General features: G+C 66.5%; 19 protein-coding genes. 3 read left to right on the top strand and 16 right to left on the bottom strand.

The features are described from left to right. Positions 1-3: 3 nt before the first annotated feature. The 9 genes from msbA to ACN9M2_RS09120 all read right to left on the bottom strand — a co-directional run bounded on the left by msbA (position 4) and on the right by ACN9M2_RS09120 (position 12,889). Positions 4-1,779: a lipid A export permease/ATP-binding protein MsbA gene (gene msbA / locus ACN9M2_RS09160; RefSeq protein WP_426287759.1), complete on the bottom strand. Its 1,776-nt coding sequence runs from the start codon at positions 1,777-1,779 to the stop codon at positions 4-6. Further along, positions 1,776-2,204 (bottom strand): ExbD/TolR family protein, encoded by a 429-nt coding sequence (locus ACN9M2_RS09155; protein ID WP_371022875.1) that lies wholly within the window; start codon positions 2,202-2,204, stop codon positions 1,776-1,778. The genes msbA and ACN9M2_RS09155 overlap by 4 nt, the downstream gene beginning before the upstream one ends. A gap of 3 nt (positions 2,205-2,207) precedes the next feature. Beyond that, the gene (locus tag ACN9M2_RS09150; RefSeq protein WP_426287758.1) at positions 2,208-2,870 is read right to left on the bottom strand and encodes a MotA/TolQ/ExbB proton channel family protein; all 663 of its coding nucleotides are present in this window, start codon (positions 2,868-2,870) and stop codon (positions 2,208-2,210) included. Between the two features lie 108 nt (positions 2,871-2,978). After that, positions 2,979-6,329 carry a GH92 family glycosyl hydrolase gene (locus tag ACN9M2_RS09145; RefSeq protein WP_426287757.1) on the bottom strand — a complete coding sequence of 1,117 codons (3,351 nt, stop codon included), beginning with the start codon at positions 6,327-6,329 and terminating at the stop codon, positions 2,979-2,981. A 163-nt stretch (positions 6,330-6,492) separates the two neighbouring features. Further along, entirely contained in the window at positions 6,493-7,692 is a 1,200-nt protein-coding gene (locus ACN9M2_RS09140) for a glycosyltransferase (RefSeq protein WP_426287756.1), read from the bottom strand. Positions 7,693-7,918: 226 nt separating this feature from the next. Continuing rightward, a complete protein-coding gene (locus ACN9M2_RS09135; RefSeq protein ID WP_426287755.1) occupies positions 7,919-10,222 on the bottom strand; it encodes a DNA internalization-related competence protein ComEC/Rec2 in 2,304 nt (767 codons plus the stop codon). 182 nt (positions 10,223-10,404) lie between these two features. Then, positions 10,405-11,055, bottom strand: a complete 651-nt coding sequence (locus ACN9M2_RS09130; RefSeq protein ID WP_426287754.1) for a hypothetical protein — start codon at positions 11,053-11,055, stop codon at positions 10,405-10,407. Positions 11,056-11,160: 105 nt separating this feature from the next. Further along, entirely contained in the window at positions 11,161-12,117 is a 957-nt protein-coding gene (locus ACN9M2_RS09125; RefSeq protein ID WP_426287753.1) for a hypothetical protein, read from the bottom strand. Positions 12,118-12,286: 169 nt separating this feature from the next. Further along, positions 12,287-12,889 carry a rhomboid family intramembrane serine protease gene (locus ACN9M2_RS09120; protein WP_426287752.1) on the bottom strand — a complete coding sequence of 201 codons (603 nt, stop codon included), beginning with the start codon at positions 12,887-12,889 and terminating at the stop codon, positions 12,287-12,289. A gap of 140 nt (positions 12,890-13,029) precedes the next feature. Between ACN9M2_RS09120 and ACN9M2_RS09115 the strand changes: the two genes are divergently transcribed. Both ACN9M2_RS09115 and ACN9M2_RS09110 read left to right on the top strand, forming a co-directional pair. Beyond that, positions 13,030-13,905 carry a PhzF family phenazine biosynthesis protein gene (locus ACN9M2_RS09115; protein WP_426287751.1) on the top strand — a complete coding sequence of 292 codons (876 nt, stop codon included), beginning with the start codon at positions 13,030-13,032 and terminating at the stop codon, positions 13,903-13,905. A gap of 2 nt (positions 13,906-13,907) precedes the next feature. Beyond that, positions 13,908-14,366, top strand: coding sequence for a YaiI/YqxD family protein (locus ACN9M2_RS09110; protein ID WP_306847217.1), 459 nt, complete (start codon positions 13,908-13,910; stop codon positions 14,364-14,366). A 184-nt stretch (positions 14,367-14,550) separates the two neighbouring features. On the opposite strand, the gene ACN9M2_RS09105 is transcribed toward ACN9M2_RS09110, so the two are convergent. The 4 genes from ACN9M2_RS09105 to ACN9M2_RS09090 all read right to left on the bottom strand — a co-directional run bounded on the left by ACN9M2_RS09105 (position 14,551) and on the right by ACN9M2_RS09090 (position 17,900). Beyond that, positions 14,551-15,381 (bottom strand): dimethylarginine dimethylaminohydrolase family protein, encoded by an 831-nt coding sequence (locus ACN9M2_RS09105; RefSeq protein WP_426287750.1) that lies wholly within the window; start codon positions 15,379-15,381, stop codon positions 14,551-14,553. Between the two features lie 63 nt (positions 15,382-15,444). Continuing rightward, the gene (locus ACN9M2_RS09100; protein WP_426287749.1) at positions 15,445-15,726 is read right to left on the bottom strand and encodes a hypothetical protein; all 282 of its coding nucleotides are present in this window, start codon (positions 15,724-15,726) and stop codon (positions 15,445-15,447) included. Positions 15,727-15,825: 99 nt separating this feature from the next. Beyond that, a complete protein-coding gene (locus ACN9M2_RS09095) occupies positions 15,826-16,707 on the bottom strand; it encodes an NAD(P)-dependent oxidoreductase (protein ID WP_426287748.1) in 882 nt (293 codons plus the stop codon). Positions 16,708-16,721: 14 nt separating this feature from the next. Next, positions 16,722-17,900, bottom strand: a complete 1,179-nt coding sequence (locus ACN9M2_RS09090) for an NAD(P)/FAD-dependent oxidoreductase (RefSeq protein WP_426287747.1) — start codon at positions 17,898-17,900, stop codon at positions 16,722-16,724. An 81-nt stretch (positions 17,901-17,981) separates the two neighbouring features. On the opposite strand from ACN9M2_RS09090, the gene ACN9M2_RS09085 reads away from it, so the two are divergent. Next, positions 17,982-18,464 carry a YajQ family cyclic di-GMP-binding protein gene (locus tag ACN9M2_RS09085; RefSeq protein ID WP_426287746.1) on the top strand — a complete coding sequence of 161 codons (483 nt, stop codon included), beginning with the start codon at positions 17,982-17,984 and terminating at the stop codon, positions 18,462-18,464. A 234-nt stretch (positions 18,465-18,698) separates the two neighbouring features. Here ACN9M2_RS09085 and ACN9M2_RS09080 read toward each other — a convergent pair whose 3' ends face one another. The 3 genes from ACN9M2_RS09080 to ACN9M2_RS09070 all read right to left on the bottom strand — a co-directional run bounded on the left by ACN9M2_RS09080 (position 18,699) and on the right by ACN9M2_RS09070 (position 25,638). Further along, the gene (locus tag ACN9M2_RS09080) at positions 18,699-21,791 is read right to left on the bottom strand and encodes a ligand-binding sensor domain-containing protein (RefSeq protein WP_426287745.1); all 3,093 of its coding nucleotides are present in this window, start codon (positions 21,789-21,791) and stop codon (positions 18,699-18,701) included. Further along, the gene (locus ACN9M2_RS09075; RefSeq protein ID WP_426287744.1) at positions 21,781-23,331 is read right to left on the bottom strand and encodes a putative bifunctional diguanylate cyclase/phosphodiesterase; all 1,551 of its coding nucleotides are present in this window, start codon (positions 23,329-23,331) and stop codon (positions 21,781-21,783) included. Before ACN9M2_RS09075 ends, ACN9M2_RS09080 begins: the two co-directional genes overlap by 11 nt. 252 nt (positions 23,332-23,583) lie before the next feature. Next, positions 23,584-25,638 (bottom strand): prolyl oligopeptidase family serine peptidase, encoded by a 2,055-nt coding sequence (locus ACN9M2_RS09070; RefSeq protein WP_426287743.1) that lies wholly within the window; start codon positions 25,636-25,638, stop codon positions 23,584-23,586. Between the last annotated feature and the right edge of the window lie 46 nt (positions 25,639-25,684).

Here is a 25,684-nt window from a genome sequence, read left to right as displayed (position 1 = left end):
CGGTCAGCCCGCCGTGACCTGCTCGTGGAACTGCATGCGATGCAACGCCGCATACTGGCCGCCCTTCTCGATGAGCTCGCGGTGCGTGCCCAGTTCGATGATCCGGCCTTGTTCCATCACGGCGATCTGGTCGGCGTGCTCGATGGTGGACAGGCGGTGGGCGATCACCAGGGTGGTGCGGTCGCGCATCAAGCGGGTCAAGGCGTCCTGGATCAGTCGCTCGGATTCGGTATCGAGGGCGCTGGTGGCTTCGTCGAGCACGAGGATCGGCGCGTTCTTCAGGATGGCGCGCGCGATGGCGATGCGCTGGCGCTGGCCACCCGAAAGCGAATTGCCGCCCTGCCCGATCCGTGTGTTCAGCCCTTCCGGCAGGCGCTCGATGAACTCCATCGCGTTGGCGGCCTGTGCGGCGGCGGTGATCTCCGCCTCGGACGCACCGGCCATTTCGCCATAGGCGATGTTCGCGGCGACGGTATCGTCGAAGAGCACCACGTGCTGGCCCACCCAGGCGATCTGTTTACGCAGCGACGGGAGCTTGTACTGACGGTAGTCACGGCCGTCGATCAGGATGCGCCCATCGGTGGGTTCATAGAAACGCGGCAGCAGGCTGACGAGGCTCGACTTGCCGCTGCCCGAGCGCCCCACCAGCGCCGTGACCGTGCCCGGTGCACAGGCGAGGTCGACGCCGCGCAAGGCCACATGGTTGTTGCGCTCGTAGACGAGCTTGACGTCCTCGAAGCGGATATCGCCCTTCGTGCGGACGAGTTCTTCCGTGCCGGTGTCCACCTCGGCGGGCTCGTCGATGATCTCGAAGAGATCCTCCGCGGCGGTGACGCCCTTCTGCAGGCTGGCCTGGATGCCCGCGAGGCGCTTGAGCGACGGCAACATGGCGCCCATGGCGGTGAGCACGGCCGTGAACACGCCGGGCGTGATGCTGTTGAGGACATGCGGACGCGTACCGAGGAAGACCAGCGTCGCAAGCGCCACGGCACCGGTGGTCTGGATCGTCGCGCTGGACATCGCGCTGGTGGACGACACCTTGAGGTTCAATCGGCGCTGCCGCTCGGCGATGTCACCGAAACGCGCCGTCTCGCGGACTTGCCCGCCATAGATGCGCACTTCGCGATTGGCGGCCACGGCTTCCTCCACCGCGCTGGTCACGGTGCCCATGTTGCCCTGGATGCGCTTGCTGATCTTGCGGTAGCGCCGGCTGATCACGGTGACGATCGCGACCACGCAGGGCACCAGCACCAGCAAGGCCATGGCCAGGTAGGGGCTGTGATAGAGCATCACGCAGAGCATGCCGACGACGGTGAGGCCTTCGGTCACGGCGACCTTGAGCGAATCCGCCGACGCCGAAGCCACCTGCTCACTGGTATACGTGATGCGCGAGATCTGCTGGCCGGAGGGCTCGCGCGCGAAGAAGGCGGCCGGCAGGCGCAGGTAGGCGGCGAACACGTCGACGCGGATCGCCTGCACCACGTTGCGGCCGACATAGGCGATGCCGTAGTCGGTGGCATACGACGCCACGCCGCGGACGAGGAAGATGCACACGATCCAGATCGGCATCCAGAAGATCGTGTAGGGGTCCTTCTCGACGAACAGATTGTCGATCAATGGCTTGAGCATGCCGGTGAACACCGACAGGCAGACCGGGTCGACGATCATGCCGACGATCGCGATATATCCCGCGGTACGGAACCGCCGGGTATAGCCGAGCAGGCGCTTGTAGGTACGCCACGTGCGGACGTCCCAGACAGAAACTTTCTGCGTGCTCACTTGCCCGCCGCCGCCTCGGCCGGCGTGGTGGCGATCGAGAGCCGGGTGAAGCCGAGCTGGCCCAGCGCGTCCATCGCGCGCACCACGTTCTGGTGCGCCGTCATGGCGTCGGCGCGGATCACCACCAGGCGGCCGCGATCGGGGCCGGCCACGCGCTCGATGGTGGACTTCAGCGGGTCGATGCCCTCTCCCATCACCTCGTCGCTACCCACCGAGTAATGGCCATCGCGGTCGACCACGAGGGTGAGCGCGTTGTCGGTGGTCTCGCGCGCCTCGCTGTCCGCCTTGGGCAGGTTGACCTTGAGGCGCGAGTGCTCGATGAAGGTCGTGCTGAGCACGAAGAACATCAGCAGGGTGAGCAGGACATCGATCAGCGAGATCACGTTGATCTCGAAGTCGTCCTCACGACGGGAACCGATGCGCATGGATCAACCGGCCTGCGTGGCGGCGGCTTCCGGCGCGGCGGTCCGGCGACGCGGCGCAGCCGGACGCGGGGCCGAGAGATCGTCGAGCAGTGCCGTGGCTTCCTTTTCCATCTGCACGACGTAGCCGCTCACCTTCGAACGGAAATAACGGTGCAGCACGTACGCGGGAATGGACACCACCAGGCCGAAGGCCGTGCAGATCAGGGCCTCGCCGATGCCGCCGGCCATCTTGGTCGGATCGCCGATGCCGCCCGCCATCACGTTGAGGAACATGCGGATCAGGCCGATCACGGTACCCAGCAGGCCCAGCAACGGGCCGATCAGGGCGATGGTGCCGAGGGTGTTCAGGTAGCGCTCCATGCGGTGGACCACATGGCGGCCGGTATCCTCGATGCGTTCCTTGATCAGTTCACGCGGACGGTCGCGCACGGCCAGGGCACCGGCGAACAGCTCGCCCAGCGGCGAACCCTTCTCCAGGGCGGCGAGATGGGCGGCGTCGAGCTTGGACGAACGGGCCCACTCACGGACCTCGGCGCCCAGCCCCGACGGCAGCACGGCCGCGCGGCGCAGGGCCCAGAAGCGTTCCAGTACGATCGCCAGCGCCGCCAGCGAACAGATGAGGATCGGCAGCAATGCCCAGCCGCCAGCCAGAAGGATCTCGAGCACGTGAACCCCGGGAGTACCAAAAAGTCAGGCGGGCATCATAGCAGGGCCCGCGATCCGGACTGAGGCGGCCTTGGCAGTCCGGGCGCGAGCCCCTTTGCTATCGCATCGTCACGGCGCCAACAGCTCCAGTTCGGCCACGCTGCTCGGACCCGCCCCGTCGAAGGTCAGGCGATAGCGGCTGTACGCGGCCGGCTGGGCCACCGTGAAGGCCCTGGTCTGGCGATGCCACGGGAAGCGCTCGTCGCGGCGCTCGTCCAGGGTGGTCCAGCGCTTGCCGTCGGCCGAGCCCTGCAACGCCCACCGCGACGGTGCCTCGGCGGTGGCCGGCGATGTCACCGTGTAGACCGTGACACCCACCGGCTTGTCCAGGCGATAGGCGACGACGGCCTTGCCAGCCGGCAGCGCGAACTCGGTGGACGAATCGTTATCAGCCACCGCGGCGAGCTTCGCGTCCTTCTTGCCGTCGAGGGTGACCGCATCGGCCCGCGTCACGTCGTGCAACGGCGCCGGCTTGGAGCCTTCCGCCGTGAGCGAAGCGGGCAAGGCGTCGGCACCGGTACCCCAGGTCGAAGGCTTGGGACCCATCTCGAAGTCCAGCGTCGCGCCTTTAGCGAGCAAGGCGTGCGGCAGGCTGAGTTTGTTCCATGGCTGCCCGTCGACCTTGAGCGACTGCACGTAACGGTTGGTATCGCTCACGCCCGGTGCGCGGATGTCGATCTTCGCTCCGCCTTCCAGGGTGATGACCATGTGCGGGAAGTGCGGCGCGCCGATCGCGTATTCGGGCGTGCCCATGCGCAAGGGGTAGAACCCCGCGGCACCGAACAGCCACCACGCCGACATCTCGCCGTTGTCCTCGTCGCCGGGATAACCCTGGCCGATCTCACTGCCCACGTAGAGGCGGGACACCGCATCGCGCAGCTTGTCCTGCGTCTTCCACGGCTGGCCGGCCTCGTCGTACATCCAGATGATGTGGTGCGACGGCTGGTTGGAATGACCGTACTGGCCCATGCGCACGTCGCGTGCCTCGAGCATCTCGTGGATCACATCGCCGTAGTCGCCGACGTCGAACTTGCCCGGCGTGGAAAAGAACTCGTCGAGCTTGGCGCCGAGCGCCTCGCGCCCGCCATAGAGCGCGGCGAGGCCGGCGCCGTCCTGCGGCGCATGGAAGGCCATGTTCCAGGCATCGGTCTCGGTGTAGTCGCCGCCCCAACGGATCGGACTGAAATCCTTCGCATCCCAGCGCCACTTGCCGGCGGGATCGCGAGCAACGAAGAAGCCGACGGCGGGATCGAACAGGTTCGCATAGCCAAGGGCACGCGAGCGATACCACACCGCATCATCCCCATAGGAGCGATAGCCGTCGCCGGACGGCGGCGCCTTCGCCAACGCCGCGGCCAGGTTGCCGATGGCGAAATCGTTGATGTATCCGTCCATCGACCAGGACAGGCCTTCAGCGACCTTGTCGTCGGTGTAGCCATTGAACAGCGAGCGTTCGATACCCTTGCGGCCGGCACCCTTCACATCGCTGACACTGGAGGCGTTGCGGATCGCCGACTGGTAGAACGAGGCCACGTCGAAGTTGCGTACGCCCTTCAGCCACGCGTCCGCGAAGGCGACGTCGGAGCTGGTGCCGACCATCAGGTCCGCGTAACCCGGCGACGACCAGCGTGCTATCCACCCACCATCGCGGTATTGCTGCACGAAACCGTCGATCATCCGCCCGGCTTCCATCGGCGTGAACAACACGTACGCGGGCCAGGCCGTGCGGTAGGTATCCCAGAACCCGTTATTGACGTACGGCCGGCCATCGACGATGCGCGCGCCGGTGTGCGTCGGCGTGTTCTCGCCGACGGGCGCGGAGAACGGGCTCGCGTAACGCCACACGGGCTTTTCCTTGCTGCCGGTGTTCTCGTACGCCTGGTTGGGGTAGAGGAACAGGCGGTACAGGTTCGAATAGAGGATGGTGCGCTCGTCGCGCGTGGCACCTTCCACGGCAACCATGCCGAGACGTTCATCCCAGGCCTTGCGGGCGCGTTCGCGGACGCTGTCGAAATCGTCGCCAGCGGCGATTTCCTGGGCGAGATTGGCCTTGGCCTGGTCGATGCCGATGAGCGAGGTGGCGATGCGCATCGTCACCGTCTTGCCACCCTTCCTGGTGTCGAAACCGAACCAGGCCGAGGCGGCGTCGCGCTTCTCGCCGGTCAGGCGGCCGCTTTCGGTTACCGGCTTGTCGAACTCGGCGTAGAAAAACAGACGGGTGGCCCCCGTGGAGAGGCGACTCTTCACGTCGGACCAGCCCTGGATCGCACGGTGTTCCGGATCGAGCGTCACCGCCGCTTGTTCGTTGAGGTTATCGAACACCAGCTGCGAACGTTTCTCCGTGAAGGTGAAACGGAACATGGCGGCATGATCGGTCGGCGTGATCTCCGTGACCACGCCATTGTCGAAGCGCACGCGGTAGTAATCGGGATGCGCCACTTCGGCGTCATGGCCGAACGAAAGCGCGCGCGTCTCGCGCTTCAACGGCGGCGCGCCCGAGGCCACCTGGGCGGGCATCACCTGGAAGGTCTGCCGTTCGCCCATCCACGGGCTGGGCTCGTGCGACAGGCCGAAGGCCTCGATGCGTGGACGGTTGTCGTCGCCGTTGCGCTCCTGGTACTGGTAGATCCAGTTCGAGCCGGCGTTCGTGGTGGGTGTCCAGAAATTGAAGCCGTGCGGCATCGCCACGGCGGGAAAATTGTTGCCGCGCGAGAAATTGGCGTTGGCGTTTGAGCCACGACGGGTGTCGACGTAATCGGTGGGATGCGAGCTGACGATATCCTTGGCCACGCCGATGCGGACATCGTCCACATAGCCTTCGAAGGCTTTGCCCGCCGGTGCGTCCGCGGTCAAGGCGATCGAACGCACGCGGCGCCCCTTGGCCACCGCGCCGAGGTCGACGCTCACGTAGTTCCACTGGTCCGGATAGAGCACGCGTCCCTCGCCCTGCCCCTTCGCGGTGGCAGGCACACGGTGCTGGTCGAGCGCGCCGGTCGCGGAAAGCCGCGAACCATCGTCGAAGACGAGATCCACGCTCACGTAGTTGGCCGGGTTCGCCAGGTCGTCCTTGTTGGAACGCGGGAACACCAGCCAGGAGAGCGTCGTGCCGTCGCCCACGCGAAGATCGGTATCGAACAGCTTGGCGGTAACCGGCGATCCGGTCGAGGTACCGGCGTACCGCAGTGAATGGGTGCCGGTGAAACCGACGTTCGCCTTGGCGGTGAGCACCGCCTCGGCGGGCGGTCCTCCCACGATCTGGATATCGAGGCTGCCTTGCGGGCCAGCGGCAAGCGCGGGATTTCCTTTCTCGAACGAACTGTCGAAGCCCTGGCTAGCCGCGAGGGCTCCCACCGGCACCACCACAGACGCCGCCGCCAGGGCGAGCACCACCCTCCCCCAACCGTGCTTGGATACCGTCACGCGTCGATCCCCTCGTTTGCGGAAGCGGCATTTAAATCGTTCTAAATTCAAAATGTCAAACGGCGGTGCAACACGGCGTGGTGAATCAACCCATCAGGTCCGACCAGCCGGAACCCGTTCGCGTGCGGACCGGACATGTCGCCCATCATCCGGAAAGGCCTCTTCAATTCGTGTCGTCATGCAGCCCCCTGGTCATCCAAGTGCGATTGCCGCCTCTGATCGCATCTGCAAGTCCCATGACACCGGGCCACCACAACCAGAGGCCGAACGACCGGCCAACGGTGGACGACACGATGGCGTCTCTCCAGTCCTGCGCACATGGGTTCGCCGATCGACCGACGTGCAGCATCGCCACGAACAGGTAAAGCACTGTCTGTACCGCGAACAGGACGATCGTTTCAGTGGGTATCCAACAGAGCGCAAGGAGATTGAATGGTGTGAACCCCAGCGTCGTATGCTTGATCACACGCCATACGAGGAAGGGAAACATCAGGAGAGCCACCATGGGAGAAGCCCGCAATAGCTCTCCATATGCCTCGATATGCCCACGCGACCAACGTCGCCGCTGACGGGTCAATTCCTCCACCGATTCGGGACAACGGGTAAGAGCCACGGCCTCGACGACATACCGCGATCCGTAACCGAACGCCAGTGCTTTCCACGTCCACGCCATGTCCTCCACGGACCATCGCCCCCATCCGCCGATGTGTTCGATGACCTTGCGGCGATGCGCGGAGAAAGCGCCAGCCATCGTGGGTACCCGGCGGACGTGATTCTGGACCAGCTTCGTCGCACTGAGCGGTCCCGTATATTCCCGGTATTGCATCCTCGTCATGGCGGAAGCGTGCGGATTGCACGGAACGAGATAGCCACAGGCAACGGCGCACCCGGGATCGGACCACAAATGTTCCACGAGTCTTTGCATGGCGCCGTCGGACGGAATCGTGTCGCTATCGACGATCACCACCACGTCCGTATCGTCAGGAAGGCATGCGAGCGCTTCGTCCAATGCCTTGCCTTTGCGCCCCGTATTTCGGTCGAGAACGATGGATTTCACCGCGTGCTTTCGCGCGCCACCCACCCACGAGGCAAGGTGTGACTGAATTTGATTGGTCGAGCCGTCGTCGACAAGGAGGATATCCATCCTCCCTGTGTAACGTTGTGAGTCCACGGCCTCCAACGTTCCGAGGAGCCGTCCTATATCCTCGTTGTAATGGGGAATCATCACTGTAACGTTGGGCATGCGGTCAGGCGCGGCGATCCCACGCGACTTGGCTGGCCTGATCAACAGGCCCACCACGAGGACGACCAGCCAGGCGATGCTCACGAGCATCGGCAACAAGAGAGCCATCATGGCGCTCATTGCCCGTCCGGTCGCATTCCTGCTCGGGAACCAGGCACACCTTCCTTGGTAAACATGACGTCCTCCTTCCATTGGCCCGCCTGCGCAGGCTAGCACCCGAACCGTGCTTCATCGGATATGTGACCCTGAATTCCGCACGCCTTCGCGGCTCCGTTTCGGCAGCGATGCCCGAAGTCGTTGGTTTTGGAAGGTCCAATCAACCCAACAGGAAGACTTCCTGGCTCGCTCATTCATGCCAGTAGCGATGAATGGGACGTCGCCACTCCCTTTCCACATATGGAGGCGCATTCGCAGGAAAATCGATGCGTACCGCCCCACTGCGGTTCGTCACATAGACCTCGATGCCCATGTCGGCGTGCCGGTCGACGATCGACGGATGGGGATGTCCGAAGCGGTTGCGCCAGCCCGCCGAGGCGACGGCGAGCGTTGGCCGCACCGCACGCAACCAGACGGTGTCGGATGAGTGACGGCTTCCGTGATGGGCGATGGTGGTCACCGTCGGTAACGGCGACGCCAGGGATGCCGCCGTCATGAGGCGTTCGGCTTGGTTACCCAGGTCGCCAGTGAGAAGGAGACGGCCCGACGAGCCTTCCACGGCGAGCACGCACGAGCGGTCGTTACCGCTCGTCTTCCCGATCATCCGCGCCGGCACGTCGATGAAGCGAAACGTCACCCCGTCCCATGACCATGTCGTACCGGGCGCGCACCGCGTGGCCTGGAAGCGGAGTCGCCACGGTTCACCGGACAGGCGTGTCGCCCGCGGGTAGCGCTCTACGATGGACGCGGCGCCACCCGCGTGGTCACTATCGCCATGGCTTACCACCAGGGTATCCACGGGGCCGATGCCGAGCGCGGAGACCGAAGGCAGGACGACACCTACCCCGGCGTCCTGGCCGCCGGCATATGCCGGTCCGGCGTCATACACCAGCGTATGCGACCGCGTTCTCACCAGCACCGCGAGTCCCTGGCCCACGTCCAGCACCCATGCGCGAAACGCGCCCTGCGTTGGCAGGTCGCGTGGCGGCAGGGCCAGGGGCAGGAACAGCAACGCGCCGTAGCTTCGCAGTGGTAGCCCACGCGGAGCGAACAGCCATGCCGCTCCACATGTAGCCAACGCCAACGGCAGCAGGCCACTTTCGGCGACGCTTACGCGCGCGCCCGGCCAGTCCGCCATCGTGGCGAGCAGGCGCCATAGCCACGAAAGCAGCCAGGTGGCCGGTGAAAGCAGCACTCCTGAAAACGAAGGCCATGCAAGCACGACGCAACCGCACAGGACCAACGGCACGACGATGAAACTGACCAGGGGCGCGGCGATGAGGTTTGCCGCGAAGCCCACCAGTGACGCACTTCCGAACAACCATAGCGACATCGGCAACAAGGCGATGCTCATGGCCGCCTGCGCCCGCAAAAGCGCGCCCAGCCAACCGCGCCATCCGGTTGCACGAGGCGCCGCGCACAGCATGAGGAACCCCACGCCGCCGAAGGACAACCAGAACCCCGGTGCGAGTACCGCCAGCGGATCGACGATGAGAACGGCCAGCAAGGCGAGGGCGAGGAGCGAGGTTCCGCCAGCGCGGCGGCGTACGAGTCCGGCCAGCACGACGATGGCGATCATCAGCAAGCTTCGGATCGTCGGCAATCCCAGGCCCGCCAGGACGCCATACGCCCCGGCGACAAACAGCCCTGCTGCCGCTTGCGCCATCTGCCTCGGCAACGTCAGCGCGAGCCAGGGTAAACAGGCATAGAGCAGGCGCGCCCACAACACGCCACCACCGGCCGCGACGCCGATATGAAATCCTGAAATCGCGATGAGGTGCGATACGCCCGTCGCCCGCGCGATATCCCAATCCGCGGCGTCGAGGCCACGGGTATCGCCGATGGCCAACGCCTTCACGATGCGGGCATCGCGGACGCCGACACGCGCATCGATAGCCTCGCCGATGTGGTCGCGCCAGCCATCGATACAAGCCGGCAACGAAAGCCTCGTGTTCCCCGGCCCCGCGCGGACATAGCCCGTGGCGACGATGCGCCGCTGTAACGCGCCGCGTTCCGTATCGCCGCCACCCGGATTGAGCGTGCCTCGCGGCCGGCGCAGTCGCACCGTGAGGCGCCAACGCTCGCAAGTCTTCGGTGGCGCCGCCGCGCGGTACCAGGTGAGACGCACGCGTCCTCGCGGTGCATCGGCGCCTTCGCTTTTATCCGGCGCGAAAACGAACGACGTGTCGGCACCGATGCGGCGCGGCAAGTCCACGACATGACCGGTGACGACGACATCCTCGCCATCGCGCGAGGTCGCCCAGCGCGCATCCATGGCGAGGGCGCCATGGATGGCGGACCAGGCGCCGAACATCAGCAGGACGGCGGGGAGACGAATCCATGCGCTGTTCGCACGCATGGCCACGGCGAGCGCGAGCAGGCCCGTCACGGCCGACAGTTTCCATGGCGGCAGCCACGCTAGTCCTTGCACCGCGGTGCAGCCAACGGCGGCGGCCACGGCCAGCGTGACGATGGAGACGGGGAAGCGGGGCACGGCCGGTCGCCTGCGCGGAGTCGGCCTTCAGGCTAGGGGGTTATGGGGTTCGTACGGGTCGATGGTATGCGTGGGGGTGGGATGTGCCGTAAGGCGAGGTTTTATCGCCGACAGGGTCGGCTCCCACCGAAGCAGCCCGACGACTTGTGTCATTCCACCGAGCTTGCGAGACGATTCGCGACTTAGTCGGTGTCGCTGCGGAAGCGGCTGCGGTCGCGGCCGGTGCCCGCCTGGCGGACCGGGGGCGCGCTGCGCTGGCCCGACGACGAAGGTCGGTGATCGCCATCGCCTCGATTTCCACCGCCTTGCCAGCCGCCGGGACGGCCGTCGCCCCGAGGCGGACGGTTCCCAGCCTGGCCATCGTCTCGCGACGGGCGGTTGCCGCCCTGCCAGCCACCACCGCGTGGTCCACGGTCACCATCGTTGTCACGGGGACGATCGTTTCCACGCCAGCCACCGGGCGGGCGGTTGTTGTTGCCTTGCCAGCCACCCGGCGGACGGTGATCGCCGCCCGGACGTCCGTTCCAGTCGCCGCGCGGTGGCGGACGGCCATGCCAGTCGCGGTCGCGCCGGTAGTAGCGGCGATCGTAGTCGCGGTCGTACCAGACCGTGCCGACGGTGACGCCGGAGTAGCAGCAACCGGGACCATAGCCGCCGTAATAGCCGTAGCCAGGATCATAGACACCCGGGGAAACCACCGTCGTCGTTTCTTCGCCGTAGTACGCGTCGGCGCCCGAACCGTTACGGACATAGCCGTAGTCCGGATCGTAGTAACAACCCGCGAGTGGCAGGCAGGCCGCTAGCGCGAGGATCAGCGAATGCGCACGACGCATGGAGTTCTCCGAGTGACGGCTCGACACTGCGCTCGCACGATTGAACGGCCGCTAAAAAGAAAAGGCCGCGCGAGGCGGCCCTTTCCTTTCATTCAGCTTTCACGCTCAGCCCTTGTTCTTCTGCTGATCGCCGCGTTCATGGGAGGCGTTCGCATGGCTCGCCTCGGGCGAGGGAGCTTTCGGCGCCGGATTGGGTTCGTCACCCGGCTGGATGCTCGGCGCACCCGCCGCCGCGTGCTGATCGCCGGTGGGCCAGCTTGGCGGCTGGCGGTCGCGTTCACGCTTCGCGTCGAGCAAGGCCTGGATGTGCGCCACCGCCTCTTCCTGGCTGATGTGCTGGACCGGCGTGTCGGTTGCCGCGGGTGCCTGTGCCGCGGGAGCGGGCTTCGGACGCGGCTTGGCTGCCGGCTTCGGCTTCGCCTTTACCGGCACGGCCGCCGGTGTGGGTGCCTGGACGGTGGCGACCCTGCCGCGCGGCGTCTTGCTCGCCGTGGTGCGCGATGGCGAAACCTGCCCTGTCGAGCGGGCGGGTGCCTTGCGCGCCGGGGTCTTTCGGCTGGCCGTCTTGGGTGCGGCGGACTTGCTGGCGGCAGTCTTCCGGATCGCGGTCTTCGCCGCGCCGCTGCGTGCCGGCGACTTCCGGGCAGTCGTCTTCGTGCTGGTTTTCTTCGCCGCCTTACGAGTAGCGGACTTGCGTACGGGTGCCTTCGTGGCCGCCTTCTTGGCGGCTGTCTTGCGCGCGGGGGACTTCCGGGTCGCAGCCTTCCGGGCAGAGGTTTTCTTCGCGACCTTCTTGACTGCCTTCTTGGCGGCGACCTTGCGCGCCGGTGCCTTCTTCGCCGCCGACTTGCGTGCCGATGTCTTCTTCGCCGGCGCCTTCTTCGCGGAGGCCTTCTTCGCGGAGGCCTTCTTCGCTGCCGGACGTGCGGCCTTGCGGGCGGTCTTCTTCGTGGCGACTCGGACGCCTGCCTTCTTCGCGACGGTCTTGCGGGTAGCCGCCTTTTTCGTAGCCGTCTTCTTGGCCGCGGACTTCTTCGCGGCGGACTTTCGGGTCGTAGCCATGCGTTCATTCCTCCTGCGGTAGTAGCCGACGCGAACCACCCCACCGGGGAAACCCGCGTGCATGCCGGACGACGTCGTTGCGATCAGGTTTTCGTTCCGGTCGGTCGCATGATGTAACAGCCGTCGTCCGAAGTCACATGAATCTATCGGAAAAATTCAGGTTCGCGCATCACAACCTCGGTTGCGTCAGCGATGCGACGAACGTGAGCAGCACCGCCGGCTTCAACGCCACGGTGAAGATCACGCCGTACAGCGCACCCCACAGGTGCGCGCTATGGTTCACGTTGTCGCCGCCGCGCTTGTCCATGTAGATCGAATACGCGACGAACAACACGCCATACAGGATCGCCGGCATCGGCACGATGATGAGGTAGATCCGCGACCACGGGGCCAGCAGGATGAAGGCGAAGAGAATCGCCGAGACGGCACCCGAGGCGCCCAGGCTGCGATATGCCGCGTTCCGCCGGTTCGCCATGTACGAGGGCAGGATCGAGAAGACCAGGGCGCCGATATAGAAGGTGAGGAAGCCCAAGGGGCCCATCGCGGCGGTGAAGAACTGTTCCATGATGCGTCCCGCGAAATACAGCGAGATCATGTTGAAGAACAGGTGGCCGCCGTCCGCGTGCACCAGGCCGTAAGTGACGAGCCGGTAGTACTCGCGGCTGCGGCTGAGGGCCGGTGGCCAGAGGATGAGGTCGTCCAGCAGGCGCTGGTTGCGGAAAGCGACGATCGAGACCACACAGGTCGCGAGGATGATAAGCAGCGTGATCATGCCTTGAAACAGCGTCCTTACGCGTCGAGCCAGCGCGCATCTTGGCGGTATCCCGCGCGGATGTCGAATGCCGCCGTACCTCCCGTTCGGGCTTTGGACGGCTATCATGACGGTTCCCCCCGTTTCCCCGGCCCCACCGAATGCCTTCCATCCGTTACAAGCAGCTCGACGTCTTCGCCGCCCGTCATGGCGGCGGCAACCCGCTCGGCGTCGTGATCGACGCGGAAGGCTGGTCGGACCGCCGCATGCAACGCTTCGCCCACTGGACGAACCTGGTCGAGACCACCTTCCTGATGCCGGCGCGTGCGGAAGGCGCCGGCTACCGTGCCCGGATCTTCACCCCGACCAAGGAAATCCCCTTCGCCGGCCATCCCACCATCGGCAGCGCGCACGCCGCGCTCGATGCGGGACGGGTCGCACCCGATGCCGCCGGCATCATCTGGCAGGAGTGCGGTGCGGGCGTCCTGCCCATCCGCGTGGAAGGTCACGGCCCGCAGCGCGAGCTGTTCGTGCAATCACCGAAGGCGCGCATCGTCGGCGACGCCTCGTGCGGCGGCGAGACCTTGTCGGCCGTACTCTACGGGGTGAAGCCCGGCGCCCTGCCCCCGGCCTGTGTCGAAGGCGGCCGTCGCTGGTGGGTGGCCGAGTTCGCCGACGAGGCCGAACTGCGTGGCTGGCGTCCCGACCACGCCGCCATCCGGGCGCTGGCCCTGGCCACCGATACGCTGGGCCTTTGTGTCTTCGCACGCTCGGCCGAAGGGCTGGCCGTGCGCGCCTTTCCCGCGGGCGTAGGCATCGTCGAGGACCCGGCATCCGGTGCGGCGAACGGCTTGATCGCCGCCTACGTGGCCGCGCGCGACACGACCGGTTCGCTCGCCAAGGGCTATATCGTGAGCCAGGGCCGCGAGGTGGGGCACGACGCGCGCATCATCATCCGCATCGACGGCGACGCGGTGTGGGTCGGCGGGCGCACCAACACCATCATCGACGGCCACGTGGACTGGCAGGACCTCTGACCATGCGGATCTGGGTCGATGCCGACGCTTGCCCGAACGTCATCAAGGACATCCTGTTCCGTGCCGCCGAGCGCGAACAGGTCGAAGTGACGCTGGTGGCGAACCAGTGGATCCGGACGCCGGCCTCGCGCTTCGTCCGCTCGATCCAGGTGCCGGGCGGTTTCGATGTCGCCGACGACGAGATCGTGCGCCGCGTCGAGCCAGGCGACCTCGTGGTCACCCAGGATATTCCGCTGGCGTCCTTCGCCATCGAGAAAGGCGCGCTGGCATTGCACCCGCGTGGTGAGATGTTCACCCGGGACACCATCGCCGCGCGGCTGTCGATGCGCAATTTCATGGAGGAACTGCGCGGTGCAGGCGTCGATACCGGCGGCCCCGCCGTGATGCACCAGCGCGATCGCCAGGCCTTCGCCAACGAGCTCGACAAGTGGCTCGCGCGACGCCGGTCGGCGCTTCGCTAGAACCTCACCGCTTTAGGTGGGAGCCGATCTTGTGGGAGCCGACCTTGTCGGCGATGGGCGCTTGCCTTGATCTGGCCCGCTGCCGCGGGATCGCCGACAAAGTCGGCTCCCACAAAGTCGGCTCCCACAAGGTCGGTTCCCCACAGGGTCGGCTCCTATCGGGTCCCAGCCACCGGGCGAAATATCAGGCGCCTGCCGCCTCATCCAGCTTCAAGGTCAGGCACTTCGCCGCGCCGCCGGACTTCATGAACTCATCCAGGGCCACCTCGATCACCATGAAGCCCGCGCCCTCCAGCCGGGAGCGCAGATCGGCGCTGGCACGGTTGAGGATCACCACGCGGCCCAGGTTCACCGCGTTACAGGCGAAATCGAGCGCGTCATGTTCGTTGACCACGATCCTCTGGCCGGGCGGCACGTGCTGCTCGATCAGGGCCAGCGCCGCCGCGTCGAACGCCGCGGGGAAATAGAGCGTGTAGCCATCGGCCAGCGGACAAAAGCAGGTATCGAGGTGGTAGAAGCGCGGATCGGCGAGCTTCAGCGGCAACACCTCGACATCGAGCAGGCGTGCCAGCGCCGGTGCGGCGGCAGGGTCCGAGCGATGGCCGTGACCCATCCAGAGGCGACGGGCGACGCCGCGGTCGAACAAGGCATCGCCGGCACCCTCGAAGAACACGTCACCCGGCAGTTCGACGATGTCGAAGCCGTGGCGTTCGAACCAGGCGCGGTCGTGCGGTTCCTCACCCTGGCGCTCCGCATAACGAAAACGGCTGGGTACGAAGGTGTTGCCGAAGACCAGGCCCGCGTTGGCGGTGAACGTCATGTCCGGCCAGCCCTCCGCCGGCGGTTGCTGGACCACGTCGGCATGGCGGGAAACCGTGTCGCGGAGGGCGTCCCACTGGCGCTGGGAGCGCTCCCGGGTGGTGTCGTGGACGTGGCCGGTCATCCATGGATTGATGACATAGCTGACCTCGAAGAACGTGGGTGCGCACATCAGTATCCGCATCGTTTCTGCCATGGACGGTGCACGCCTGTATGGGGGGAACGAGCCCCCATCATGGCAGAAACGCGCGCCGGGCCGTCAGTGCAGCCCGGCGCAGATGCTGGTGACCGTATCCGCGGAAAAATGCAGTTCCTTCAAGGCCTCTTCGAGCGATTCGAGCGAATTCGCCTCGCTTTCCACCTGCTCGCCCACGCTGCTCGGAGAGACATGGACGAAGGTCTTGCCATCCTGGTAGGCGATCCCTTCGTCGTGGACGTTCTGCTTGGTAAGCACCTTGTAGGTTCCGTCGCCGGATTCTCTCACCGTGATCGAGCGGCCTTCGTGCTGGCCCTCATACACCGTCTTCCAGGTTGCCGACATGACATCCATCCGTAAGCCGCACAACAGCGTGCGGGACCGATTGTCACGGACCCGCCGGGCTAGCGATTGTGAAGACGTGCGTAAAAGCGGTCTAACGCTTCAATCCTTCAGGTGCGCCCGGGCCGCGGCCACGCGTGCCATGCCCGCCCAATCCAGGTCGCCGTCGCCCGCGCCCAGCGCCTCTAGCATCGCGTCGTGCATCACGCTGGCGAATGGCATGGGTACCCGCTCGGCCTCCGCCGCCGCACGGGCCAGGCCGATGTCCTTGAAGCCCAGGCTCATCTTGAAGCCCGCCGGCGTGTACTTCTGCTCCGCGATCATCCCGCCGTAGATCTTGTAGATCGGCGCGGCAAACAAGGTGCTGGACATCACCTCCAGGAAATCCTTCGCGGATACGCCGTGGGCACGGGTGAGCGTGGTGGCTTCGGCCATGCTCTCGATCGCCGCGCCGATCAGGAAATTGCCGCCGATCTTGACGATGGTGGCGCGCACCGGGTCGTCGCCCATCGGCCAGACCTTCTGGCCCAGCAGGTCGAGCAAGGCCGAAACCTTCGCCATCGCCTCGGGCTTGCCGGCGGCCACGATGTTCAGTTCGCCCGCCGCGGCGACGGCGGGCCGGCCAAAGACAGGGGCGGCCACGTAGCCGAGGCCACGCGACTCGTGCGCCCCGGCGAACTCACGCGCCAACGCGACGGAGATCGTGGCGTGGTTCACGTGCACGGCGCCCTGGGGCAGCGCGTCGAGCACCCCACCGTGCAGGATCACCTCGCGCACGGCGGCGTCGTTCGCCAACATGCTGTGCAGCACCTCGACGCCCGTGGCCGCCTCGGCCGGGGTGGCGGCCACCTTCGCGCCCTGCTCCGCCAGCGGTGCGGCCGCCTCCGGTGAGCGGTTCCACACCGTCACCTCGTGCCCCGCCTTGATCAGGTTGCCGGCCATGCCGGCACCCATGCTGCCCAGACCGATGAAACCGATACGCATGTTCTTGCTCCGTGTCAGACGGCCAGGCCGGCGGCGTGGCCGGAGGCCCAGGCCCATTGGAAGTTGTAGCCACCGAGATGGCCGGTGACGTCGAGTACCTCGCCCACGAAGTAGAGCCCCGCATGGCGGCGGGACATCATCGTGCTCGACGAGACCTCGTCGGTGTCGACACCTCCGAGGGTCACCTCGGCGGTGCGGTAGCCTTCGGTGCCGCTCGCGACGAGCGGCCAGTCGGCCAACTGTGCGCCTATCTCGTTCAATTCGGCGTCACGGAACTGGCGCATCGGCCGGTTGGGCAGCCAGACCTCGCAAAGGCGTTCGGCGAGGCGGCGCGGCAGCAGGCCGGAGAGCACCGTCTTCAGTTCCGCCGCGGGACGTTCGGCACGCCCTTCCCGCAAGGCCTGCCCCGCGTCGAGGCCGGGCATGAGGTCGATGCGCAGGTCCGTGCCGGGTTCCCAGTACGACGATATCTGCAGGATGGCCGGGCCACTGATGCCCCGGTGCGTGAAGAGCATGGCGTCGCGGAAGGCCGCGCCGTTCGCACGGGCCTCCACGGGCAAGGCCACGCCCGCCAATCCCTCGAAGCGCTCCTGGTGCTTGCCGCTCAGCGTGAGCGGCACCAGGCCGGCGCGCAACGGCAGCACCGCGTGGCCGAACTGTTTCGCCACCTCGTAGCCGAAACCGGTGGCGCCGAGGCTGGGAATCGACAGGCCACCGGTGGCGACCACCAGGGATTCCGCACGCACGTGCCCCAGCGGCGTCTCGCAGGCGAAACCGCCCGCAGTGGCGGCGCGCAGGCGCGAAACGGCGCAGCTGGTCTCCACGCGGACGCCCGCCGCCGCGCATTCGTCGAGCAGCATGCGCACGATCTGCTTGGACGATTCGTCGCAGAACAGCTGGCCCGGCGATTTCTCATGCCACGCGATACGGTGCCGGTCCACCATGGCGATGAAATCCCACGGGGTGTAGCGCGCCAGTGCCGACTTGCAGAAATGCGGGTTGGCCGAGAGAAAATTGGCCGGCGTGGTGGCGGTATTCGTGAAGTTGCAGCGGCCGCCGCCGGACATCAGGATCTTCTTCCCGGCACGGTTGGCATGGTCGAGCACGAGCACGCGCCGCCCACGGGCACCCGCGACGATGGCCGTCATCAGGCCCGCCGCGCCCGCCCCGACGACGAGAACGTCGTATTCCATGCTTCGTATCCGCCGCGCAAACGCACATGGTAACGCCCTCGCGTAAACTTGGTCATCGCTCCCCTCGACAAGGACCCACCCATGCCCTCCTTCGACATCGTCTCGGAAGTCGACACCCACGAGCTCACCAATGCCGTGGACCAGGCCAATCGCGAGGTCTCGACGCGCTTCGACCTGCGCGGCACGTCCGCCAAGTTCGAGCTCGACGAGAACGTGATCACGCTGAAGGCCGACAACGAGTTCCAGCTGGGCCAGCTCACCGATATCCTCCGCGCCCGCCTCTCGGCCCGGGGCATCGACGTGCGCGCGATGGATTCGGGAAAGGTCGAGACGAACCTCGCCGAGGCGCGGCAGAAGGTCACGATCAAGCAGGGCATCGAACAGCCCGTGGCGAAGAAGATCGTCGCGAAGATCAAGGAGGCCAAGCTGAAGGTGGAGGCCCAGATCAACGGCGAGAAGATTCGGGTTACCGGGAAGAAGCGTGACGACCTGCAGAACGCCATCGCGATGTTGCGCAAGGCGGATGTGGAGGTGCCGTTGCAGTTCGAGAATTTCAGGGACTGAGGGGGACAGGCCACGCTGCCGCGCGGATCGCCGACAGAGTCGGCTCCCACCAAGGCAAATCGGCTTTCAGCGGAGCCAATCGCCGCTGAAGCGGCTCCCACATGGGACCTCAAAGCGGGTCCCACATCTGGGTTACGGTAATCCGGTGGGCACCGACCCTGTCGGCGATGCATCTTTGCCCGGTGGGAGCCGACCCTGTCGGCGATGCTCTGGTGGGAGCCGCTTCAGCGGCGATTACAACCCCGCGATACGGCTGCGGTTGCGCCCTTCGTTCTTCGCCTCGTACAGGGCCTCGTCCGCCCGCCCCAGCAACGAATTCAGCGATTCCGGCGCGCGCCACATGGCCACGCCCGCGCTCACGGTGATGCGGATGCGGTAGTCACCGTGTGCGATCACCATCGCACCCAGCGCATGGCGGACGCGCTCGGTGATATCCAGCGCATGCTCCGCCAGGGCGCCGGGCAGGCAGAGGATGAATTCCTCTCCGCCGAAGCGCCCGGCGAGATCGTCCGCGCGGCACATCGACGAGATCACCCGCATGGTCTCGCGGATCACCGTGTCGCCCGCCAGATGACCGTAGGTGTCGTTGACCGCCTTGAACTCGTCGATATCGATGAGCACGAGGCTGAAGGGAATGCCGTCGTTGGCCGCCCCCTGGCGCACTCGCTCGGCTTGCTCGAGGAAGCGGCGGCGGTTGAGCGAACCGGTGAGTTCGTCGGTACCGGCGAGATGATCGAGCCGCTCGTTGGCCGCCTTGAGGTCGCGCGTGCGGGCGTCGACCTGCGCCTGCAACAGCTGCGCGCGCCGGCGCAGGTACAACGTGCGCAGGTACACCAGCCCGAAGAACGCCAGCACGCCCAGCGCGATGCCGGCCAGCAGGGTCCATGGGCTCTCGTACCAGCGCGGCGTCACCGTCACGCGAATCGAGGTTTCGACCGTCCGCGCATCGAGGCCGCGCATCGTGGCGCGCAGGCGCAGGGTGTACGTGCCGCTGGCGAGGTTAGTATAGATCGCGCTGGGCGGGATGCCTCGCGGCACTTCGTTCCAGGCCCCATCCGCCTCGTCCATGCGATAGGCATAGTGCGTTTCCAACGGAGCGCGGAAATCGAGCAAGGCGAAGTCCACGCGCATGTTGCGCCCATCGCCATCGAGGATCACCCGGCCGCCCTCTCCGGGCACCTTGTCCAACGGCAACGGCTTCTCGTTGACCGAGACCTGGGTGATGGCGAGGCGAGGTGGTGCCACGGAGGGAGCCACCCAATACGGCCGCACGACGGTCAGGCCGCCCAGGCCACCGAACATCAGCTCGCCACCGGGCGCTTCCGCGGCCGCGCGATGGATGTAGCTGGGAATGCGCAGGCCATCGCGGATGCCGAGGTCGGCCACACGATGGCTGGCGGAATCGATCATCGCCACGCCGTTGGCCATCGAGGCCCAGACGCGGTCGTCGTGATCGATCAGCAAGGCGTTGATCTTAGTGTTGGATAAGCCCTCGCGTGCGCCGATCAAGCCGAAGCGGAAGGGCCCGCGCGGCTTGAACGCGTCGAGGTAGGCGATGCCGCCGAACGTGCCCAGCCAGAGCCGGCCATGCGAATCGAACACCATCGAACCGGTGTAATCCTGCGGCAGGCTCGCGGGATCGGCGGGATCGTGACGCAGGTTCACGAAGCCCTTCTCGCCATCGTAGGCGATGCTGATGCCACTGATCGTGGCGAACCACCATGCATCCGGCATGCGCACGATGAAGCGCACCTGGTCGCCGACGAGGCTCTTCGGGTCGGCGTCGTCGTGACGCATCTGCGTGAGCGTGCCGTGCAGGGTGTCGTAGCGGAACAGGCCGTCGTAGCCACCGATCAGGATGTCGTCGCCGTCGCGCTGCATCGACAGGATCAGGCGACCGTCGAGGTTCGGGATCATCGAACTCTTCAGTTCGAACGTGTCTGGATCGATCCGCGAGATGCCTTGCGCGCCCGCCCAGATGGCGCCGTCGGGCGCCACCACGAAGGCCTGCACGTCGCGCTCGGCCTGTTCGCCACCCAGTTGCAGGTGGTGCATGCTGCCCTTGCCGAGGTCGAGCACGTCGATGCGGCCCATGCCGAGCCCGAGCCAGACGCGTCCACGCGGGTCCACGAACACGGAGTGCACGTTGGCATTGGACAGCGTGTGCGTCTCCAGCGGCGAAGGCAGCACCGAGAACACCTTGCGCCCGTTCGGATCGTAATGTGCCGCGCCAAGTTCCGTCGCCACCCAGATGTTGCCCGAGGTGTCCTGGAAGATGTCGCGCGTGATGTCGCCGGGCAGCGACGACGGCATCGCGGCGTCATGGCTCAGCGTGCGCAGCCGCCCCGTGTTGAAATCGTAGGTGACCACGCCCGCACCGTCGGTGGCGGCCCAGAGCACGCCTTGTGGCGTCTCGTGCAAGGCACGCACGGTGCGGCGGCGGGCCAGACCACCCTTGCCGGAGAAGCCCGGCACGAGGTGGCCCTGCCCCTTGGCGTCGATGTAGAACGCTCCGGACTGTCCTGTACCGACCCACAAGCGGCCTCGACTGTCCTGCAACAGCGCCCATACCTGGTCGTGGAGGATTTCGTCGACCGCCGGATCGCTGGAGCGCACGCGTTCGAAGTGGCCTCCGGGATGACGCACGAACAGGCCGTTGTCCGCACCCGCCCAGACATTGCCGGCCTTGTCCTCGGCGACCACGAAGGTGCGCGGCAGCATGTCCTTCGCGTCTCCCGCGGTCACCGACTCATGGGTGATCCGGCCGCTGGCGAGGTCCAGGCGATCGACGCCGCCTTCCGTCGCGATCAGGAACTCGCCGCGCTCGCGCGCACGCGCGATGGCGAAAATCTTGCCGCTCGACGTGCCGCCCGGTCCCACCGGATAGACGTGAAAGCGCATCGTCGACGGGTCGAAACGGACCAGACCGCCGGCATTGGTGCCGATGAGCAGGCCACCGTCCTCGAGCGGTATGAGCGCGCGGACATAGGAATCGGGCAGCACGGCGCCCGCATACGAATCCGGCTCCTGGCCGAATACCTGCATGCGGTAGCCGTCGTACCGCACCAGGCCGCCGAAGGTACCGATCCAGATGAGGCCTCGGGTGTCCTGCACGATCGCCGTGGTGGTGGAGTGCGGCAAGCCGTCGGCGACGCTCACCGTATCGAACCAGACCGATTCGTAGACCGCCCACGGGTCCACGCCCACGTTGGGCGCGACCTGGGCCGGCGCCGTCGTGACGAAGCAGCACAGCGCCGCCGCGAGGACGATCAGACAAGCTCGAAGGCGCGGGAGACGAGCGGGCCGCGTCGGGCGGTCAGCCTGCATAGGCCACGGTCGGATCGAGGTAGTGGCTGAAGGCGGCGGCGGTCATCGGCCGGGCGAAGAAGTAGCCCTGCCCGATGTCACACCCGAGGTCGCGCAGCCAGTGCGCCTGCGCCTCGGTTTCCACGCCCTCGGCGATCGTACGCATGTTCAGTTTCTTGGCGAGGCCGACGATGGCCTCGGTGATCTCGCGATCGGCCAGGTTCAACGTGCTGCCACGCACGAACGACTGGTCGATCTTGATCGTCCCCACCGGCAGTTCACGAAGGTGGCTCAGGTTCCAGTAGCCGGCGCCGAAGTCGTCGATCAGCAGGTCGAAGCCGTGCGAGCGCAGCTTCACCAACTGGCGCATGGTTTCTTCCGGCTGGCGCATCGCGGTGGATTCGGTGAGCTCGAAGCGTATCCGCATCGGGTCGACACCATACGAGCGCACCGCGCGGTGCAAGGTGTCGACGAACGCGGGCCGGGTGAGTTCCTGCATCGACAGGTTGATCGCCACGTAGTCGACCTGGATGCCGGCGGCGTCCCAGGTCTTCAACTGGCCGAGCACCTCGCGCAACACGTATTCGCCCAAGGCATGGATGAGGCCGGAGCGCTCGGCGATCGCCACGAAGACGGTCGGCGGCACGTCGCCGCGCGACGGATGGCGCCAGCGGGCCAGCGCTTCCACGCCGGCCAGGGTGCCGTCGCGCAGGTTGCGCTTGGGCTGGTATTCGACGGCGAGTTCGCCCGCCTGCAAGGCTTCGCGCAACTCCACCGTGAGGGCCAGGCGTTCGCGCGCCTGCTCGAGCATCCCTTCCTCGTAGAAGCGGAAATCGGCCTTGCCGGTTTCCTTCACCGCGTACATCGCGGCATCGGCGTTGCGGATCAGGGCGGATGCCACGTCGCCGTCCTGTGGCGCCACGGCCACGCCGATGCTCGGACTCACCGCCACGAGCTGGCCGGACACGTTCACTGGCTTGGATACCAGATCGAGCACCTTGCGGCAGACCCGGATCAGGTTCTCCATGCCGCCATATCCCTGTACCACCACCACGAACTCGTCGCCGCCGAAACGGGAAACTGTATCGCGTTCGCGCACGCTGCTGCGCAGGGAGCTGGCGACGGCGCGCAGGAAGGTATCGCCCGCCTCGTGCCCCAGGGTGTCGTTGATGGCCTTGAAGCCGTCGAGGTCGATGAACATCACCGCCAGGGAACCCGCCTGCGGTGCCGCCAGTGCCTGTTCGAGCTCGCGCATGAGGTAGGCCCGGTTGGGCAGGCCGGTCAGGGTGTCGTGATAGGCATGGAAGGCCAGCGCCCGGCTCGCCTGTTCCCGGGGGTCCTTGAGCTTCGCATGGAGGCGCCGCCGCTGGCCGACCAGCCAGGCGATGGCCACCGCGGCCAGGGCACATACGACGATGAGCGCCACCATCCAGCCGAGCCCGGCGCCGACCGTGCCGAACGTGTCGCAGCGGGAAACCTCGCCGGGCCCGGAGAGGGACCAGCGGGCACACTTCGATGCGGCAAGATGGATGCCGCCCTCGACGCTACGATGTGTCAGCACACCACGCTCCGGTCCTGCTCCCGGGACATGTCGCCGGCCAGCGTGCCTGGCTGCCAGCCTGCGGGTTCGACCCAATTCACGAATGCGGCGCGGCGGGGCCTGGGGAAAGGCCACGCACGAAGCCACTTGTCCCCTGAATTAACGGCCACCACCGCCCCCGACTTTAGCGTTACATGCATCGCATGATGCTGGGTCGGCGGAAAAACGCAAATCCGCCGAACGGCACTCGCGGGCCCGGCCGGCCCCTGGCGTCTACTTGTCTCCCACCGTCAGATAGCGGTCGAACCAGGCCAGGGCACGGACGAGCACGTCGCGACGGCTGGCGTCACGGGCGAAGCCATGGCCTTCGCCCGGATAGACCACCAGTGATGTCGGCACGCCCTGGGCCCGCAACGCGTGCCAGAACTCGAACGACTGCGGCGCCGGCGTTTCCGCGTCGCGCTCGCCCACGACCACGAGGGTCGGGGTCTTCACCTGCTTGATGAAGTTGATCGCGGAGCTCTTCGCGTACACGCCCGGATCGTCGTAGACCGAGGCGCCGAAGAAAGGCTTCATCCACTGGTCGATCAGGTTCTGGCCGTAATAGCTCTGCCAGTTGGAGATGCCGGCGCCGGCGACCGCGGCGCGGAAGCGCTGCGTCTGGGTCACGCCGAACATCGTCATGAAGCCACCGTAGCTCCAGCCGGTGAGGCCCAGCCGCCGGTCGTCCACCGGGTGGCTCTTCTCGATCGCATCGACGCCGGCCAGCGCGTCGCGGAGATCGCCGTAGCCGAAATCCTTGCGGTTGGCCTGCACGAACGCCTCGCCCTGCCCGTAGCTGCCGCGCGGATTGGGCATGAACACGAAGTAGCCCAACGCCGAGAGCGGCGCTCCGCCGTAACCCACTCCCGGCCAGCGCGGCGTCACCGCGGCCGCCGGGCCACCGTGGATCGAGACGATCATGCCGTAGCGCTTCTTCGGGTCATAATTGGCCGGATACAGCAACCAGCCCTGCACGTCATGACCTTCGTTCTTCCAGGCGATCGACTCGGCCTTTCCCCAGGAAGGTTTCAACGCGGCGTTGAACGTGGTGACCGCCTTCGGCACCGACTGCCCGTCGAGGTTGGCGACATGCACTTCGAAGGCCTTCTCGAACGAACTGGCGATGAAGGCGGCCTTGCTCGCATCGGCGCCCAGCGAGAGCGACATCGACAGGCGCCCGTCGCCGATCGTCATCGGCAGTTCGAACACGGTGGTTGCCTTGGCGGGACCATTGGCGGGCACCGCGTAGCTCGACACCCGGCTCGCGCCGGCGGCATGTTCGCCGACCAGCAGGCGATCGGGCGCGGTCCACGCCAGCCACGCCGGCGTGGTCGTCGCGCCGGGCGTCACGTCGACGGGTTCGGCGCCGCCCGCGGCCGGCACCATCCAGATATCGCCGCCGGTCGACCCCTGGTCGCTCATGAGGCCACCGATGAAGGCGACCCGCGATCCGTCCGGCGAGAAGCGCGGCACGGCCACCTGCAAATCCTTGAGCGGACCGGAAAGCGCCACCGTATCCACGAGGGTAACCGCCTGCGCGCCGGGCGTGACCGGTTGCGCATAGAGCTTCGCCACCCACCAGTTGTTGTCGCCGGGCGGCGGCGCCGCCACGTAGGCGATCCGGCCACTGTCTGCCGAAAACGCGAATTCGTAGACGTGGAGACCTGCCGGGGTCAGCGTGCGGATGGCGCCTCCGGCGGCGTCGACGCTGGCGACCTGCTGCACCTCGATGCCTTCGACGCCCACTTCACCCAGCTGCGGCTTGGCGGCCGCGGTGGCGCTGGCGCGGCGGGTGGCATTGGGCACGTAGAGGAAGGCCAGGGCCTTGCCGTCGGGACGCCACTCCAGGCCATCGATGTACCCGGTGAGATGCGTGATCCGCCGCGGCGGCGCCTTCTTGGTGACGTCCACCACGTAGATATCATTCTGCTTGCCCTCCTCCACGCCCGGCGCCTTGCCGGCGCAATCGGAAAGGAAAGCAAGATGTTGCGAATCCTCCGCCCACGCGACGGAGATTTCGCTGCAGCCCTTGCTCGCCGTGATGCGTTGGGCGTTACGGCCATCGGCATCGGCCACCTCGATCACCGGCTTGCCGTTGGTCTTCACCGCCCAGGCGAGATGCTTCGCATCCGGCGACAAGGCCACGGATTCGATCGTGCGCACCTTGGCCAAGGCGTCGAGGATCGCGGCGATGCGCGGGTCGTCCGCGGTTTTCGCGGGTGTGTCGGCAAAGGCCTGGCCCGCGCAGGCGAGCGCGATGGCAGCGGCGATCCACTTCGTACGCATGGGTGACCCTGGATGTGTGGGAACGCGAAAGCTAACACGTCGCCGA

This window comes from Luteibacter sp. E-22 (assembly GCF_049913125.1).
Classification (GTDB): domain Bacteria; phylum Pseudomonadota; class Gammaproteobacteria; order Xanthomonadales; family Rhodanobacteraceae; genus Luteibacter.
The sequence above is the reverse complement of the archived record's forward strand: the minus strand, read 5'-3'. Positions and strand labels throughout refer to the sequence as shown.

Excerpts from the sequence above, each read along its gene's own strand:
- ACN9M2_RS09105 (WP_426287750.1), bottom strand. The coding sequence starts at position 15,381 with ATGGCAGAAACGATGCGGATACTGATGTGCGCACCCACGTTCTTCGAG.
- ACN9M2_RS09110 (WP_306847217.1), top strand. The coding sequence starts at position 13,908 with ATGCGGATCTGGGTCGATGCCGACGCTTGCCCGAACGTCATCAAGGAC.
- ACN9M2_RS09070 (WP_426287743.1), bottom strand. The coding sequence starts at position 25,638 with ATGCGTACGAAGTGGATCGCCGCTGCCATCGCGCTCGCCTGCGCGGGC.
- ACN9M2_RS09095 (WP_426287748.1), bottom strand. The coding sequence starts at position 16,707 with ATGCGTATCGGTTTCATCGGTCTGGGCAGCATGGGTGCCGGCATGGCC.
- ACN9M2_RS09120 (WP_426287752.1), bottom strand. The coding sequence starts at position 12,889 with ATGATCACGCTGCTTATCATCCTCGCGACCTGTGTGGTCTCGATCGTC.
- ACN9M2_RS09115 (WP_426287751.1), top strand. The coding sequence starts at position 13,030 with ATGCCTTCCATCCGTTACAAGCAGCTCGACGTCTTCGCCGCCCGTCAT.
- ACN9M2_RS09140 (WP_426287756.1), bottom strand. The coding sequence starts at position 7,692 with ATGAGCGCCATGATGGCTCTCTTGTTGCCGATGCTCGTGAGCATCGCC.
- ACN9M2_RS09125 (WP_426287753.1), bottom strand. The coding sequence starts at position 12,117 with ATGGCTACGACCCGAAAGTCCGCCGCGAAGAAGTCCGCGGCCAAGAAG.
- ACN9M2_RS09080 (WP_426287745.1), bottom strand. The coding sequence starts at position 21,791 with ATGCAGGCTGACCGCCCGACGCGGCCCGCTCGTCTCCCGCGCCTTCGA.
- ACN9M2_RS09100 (WP_426287749.1), bottom strand. The coding sequence starts at position 15,726 with ATGTCGGCAACCTGGAAGACGGTGTATGAGGGCCAGCACGAAGGCCGC.
- ACN9M2_RS09090 (WP_426287747.1), bottom strand. The coding sequence starts at position 17,900 with ATGGAATACGACGTTCTCGTCGTCGGGGCGGGCGCGGCGGGCCTGATG.
- ACN9M2_RS09130 (WP_426287754.1), bottom strand. The coding sequence starts at position 11,055 with ATGCGTCGTGCGCATTCGCTGATCCTCGCGCTAGCGGCCTGCCTGCCA.
- ACN9M2_RS09085 (WP_426287746.1), top strand. The coding sequence starts at position 17,982 with ATGCCCTCCTTCGACATCGTCTCGGAAGTCGACACCCACGAGCTCACC.
- ACN9M2_RS09155 (WP_371022875.1), bottom strand. The coding sequence starts at position 2,204 with ATGCGCATCGGTTCCCGTCGTGAGGACGACTTCGAGATCAACGTGATC.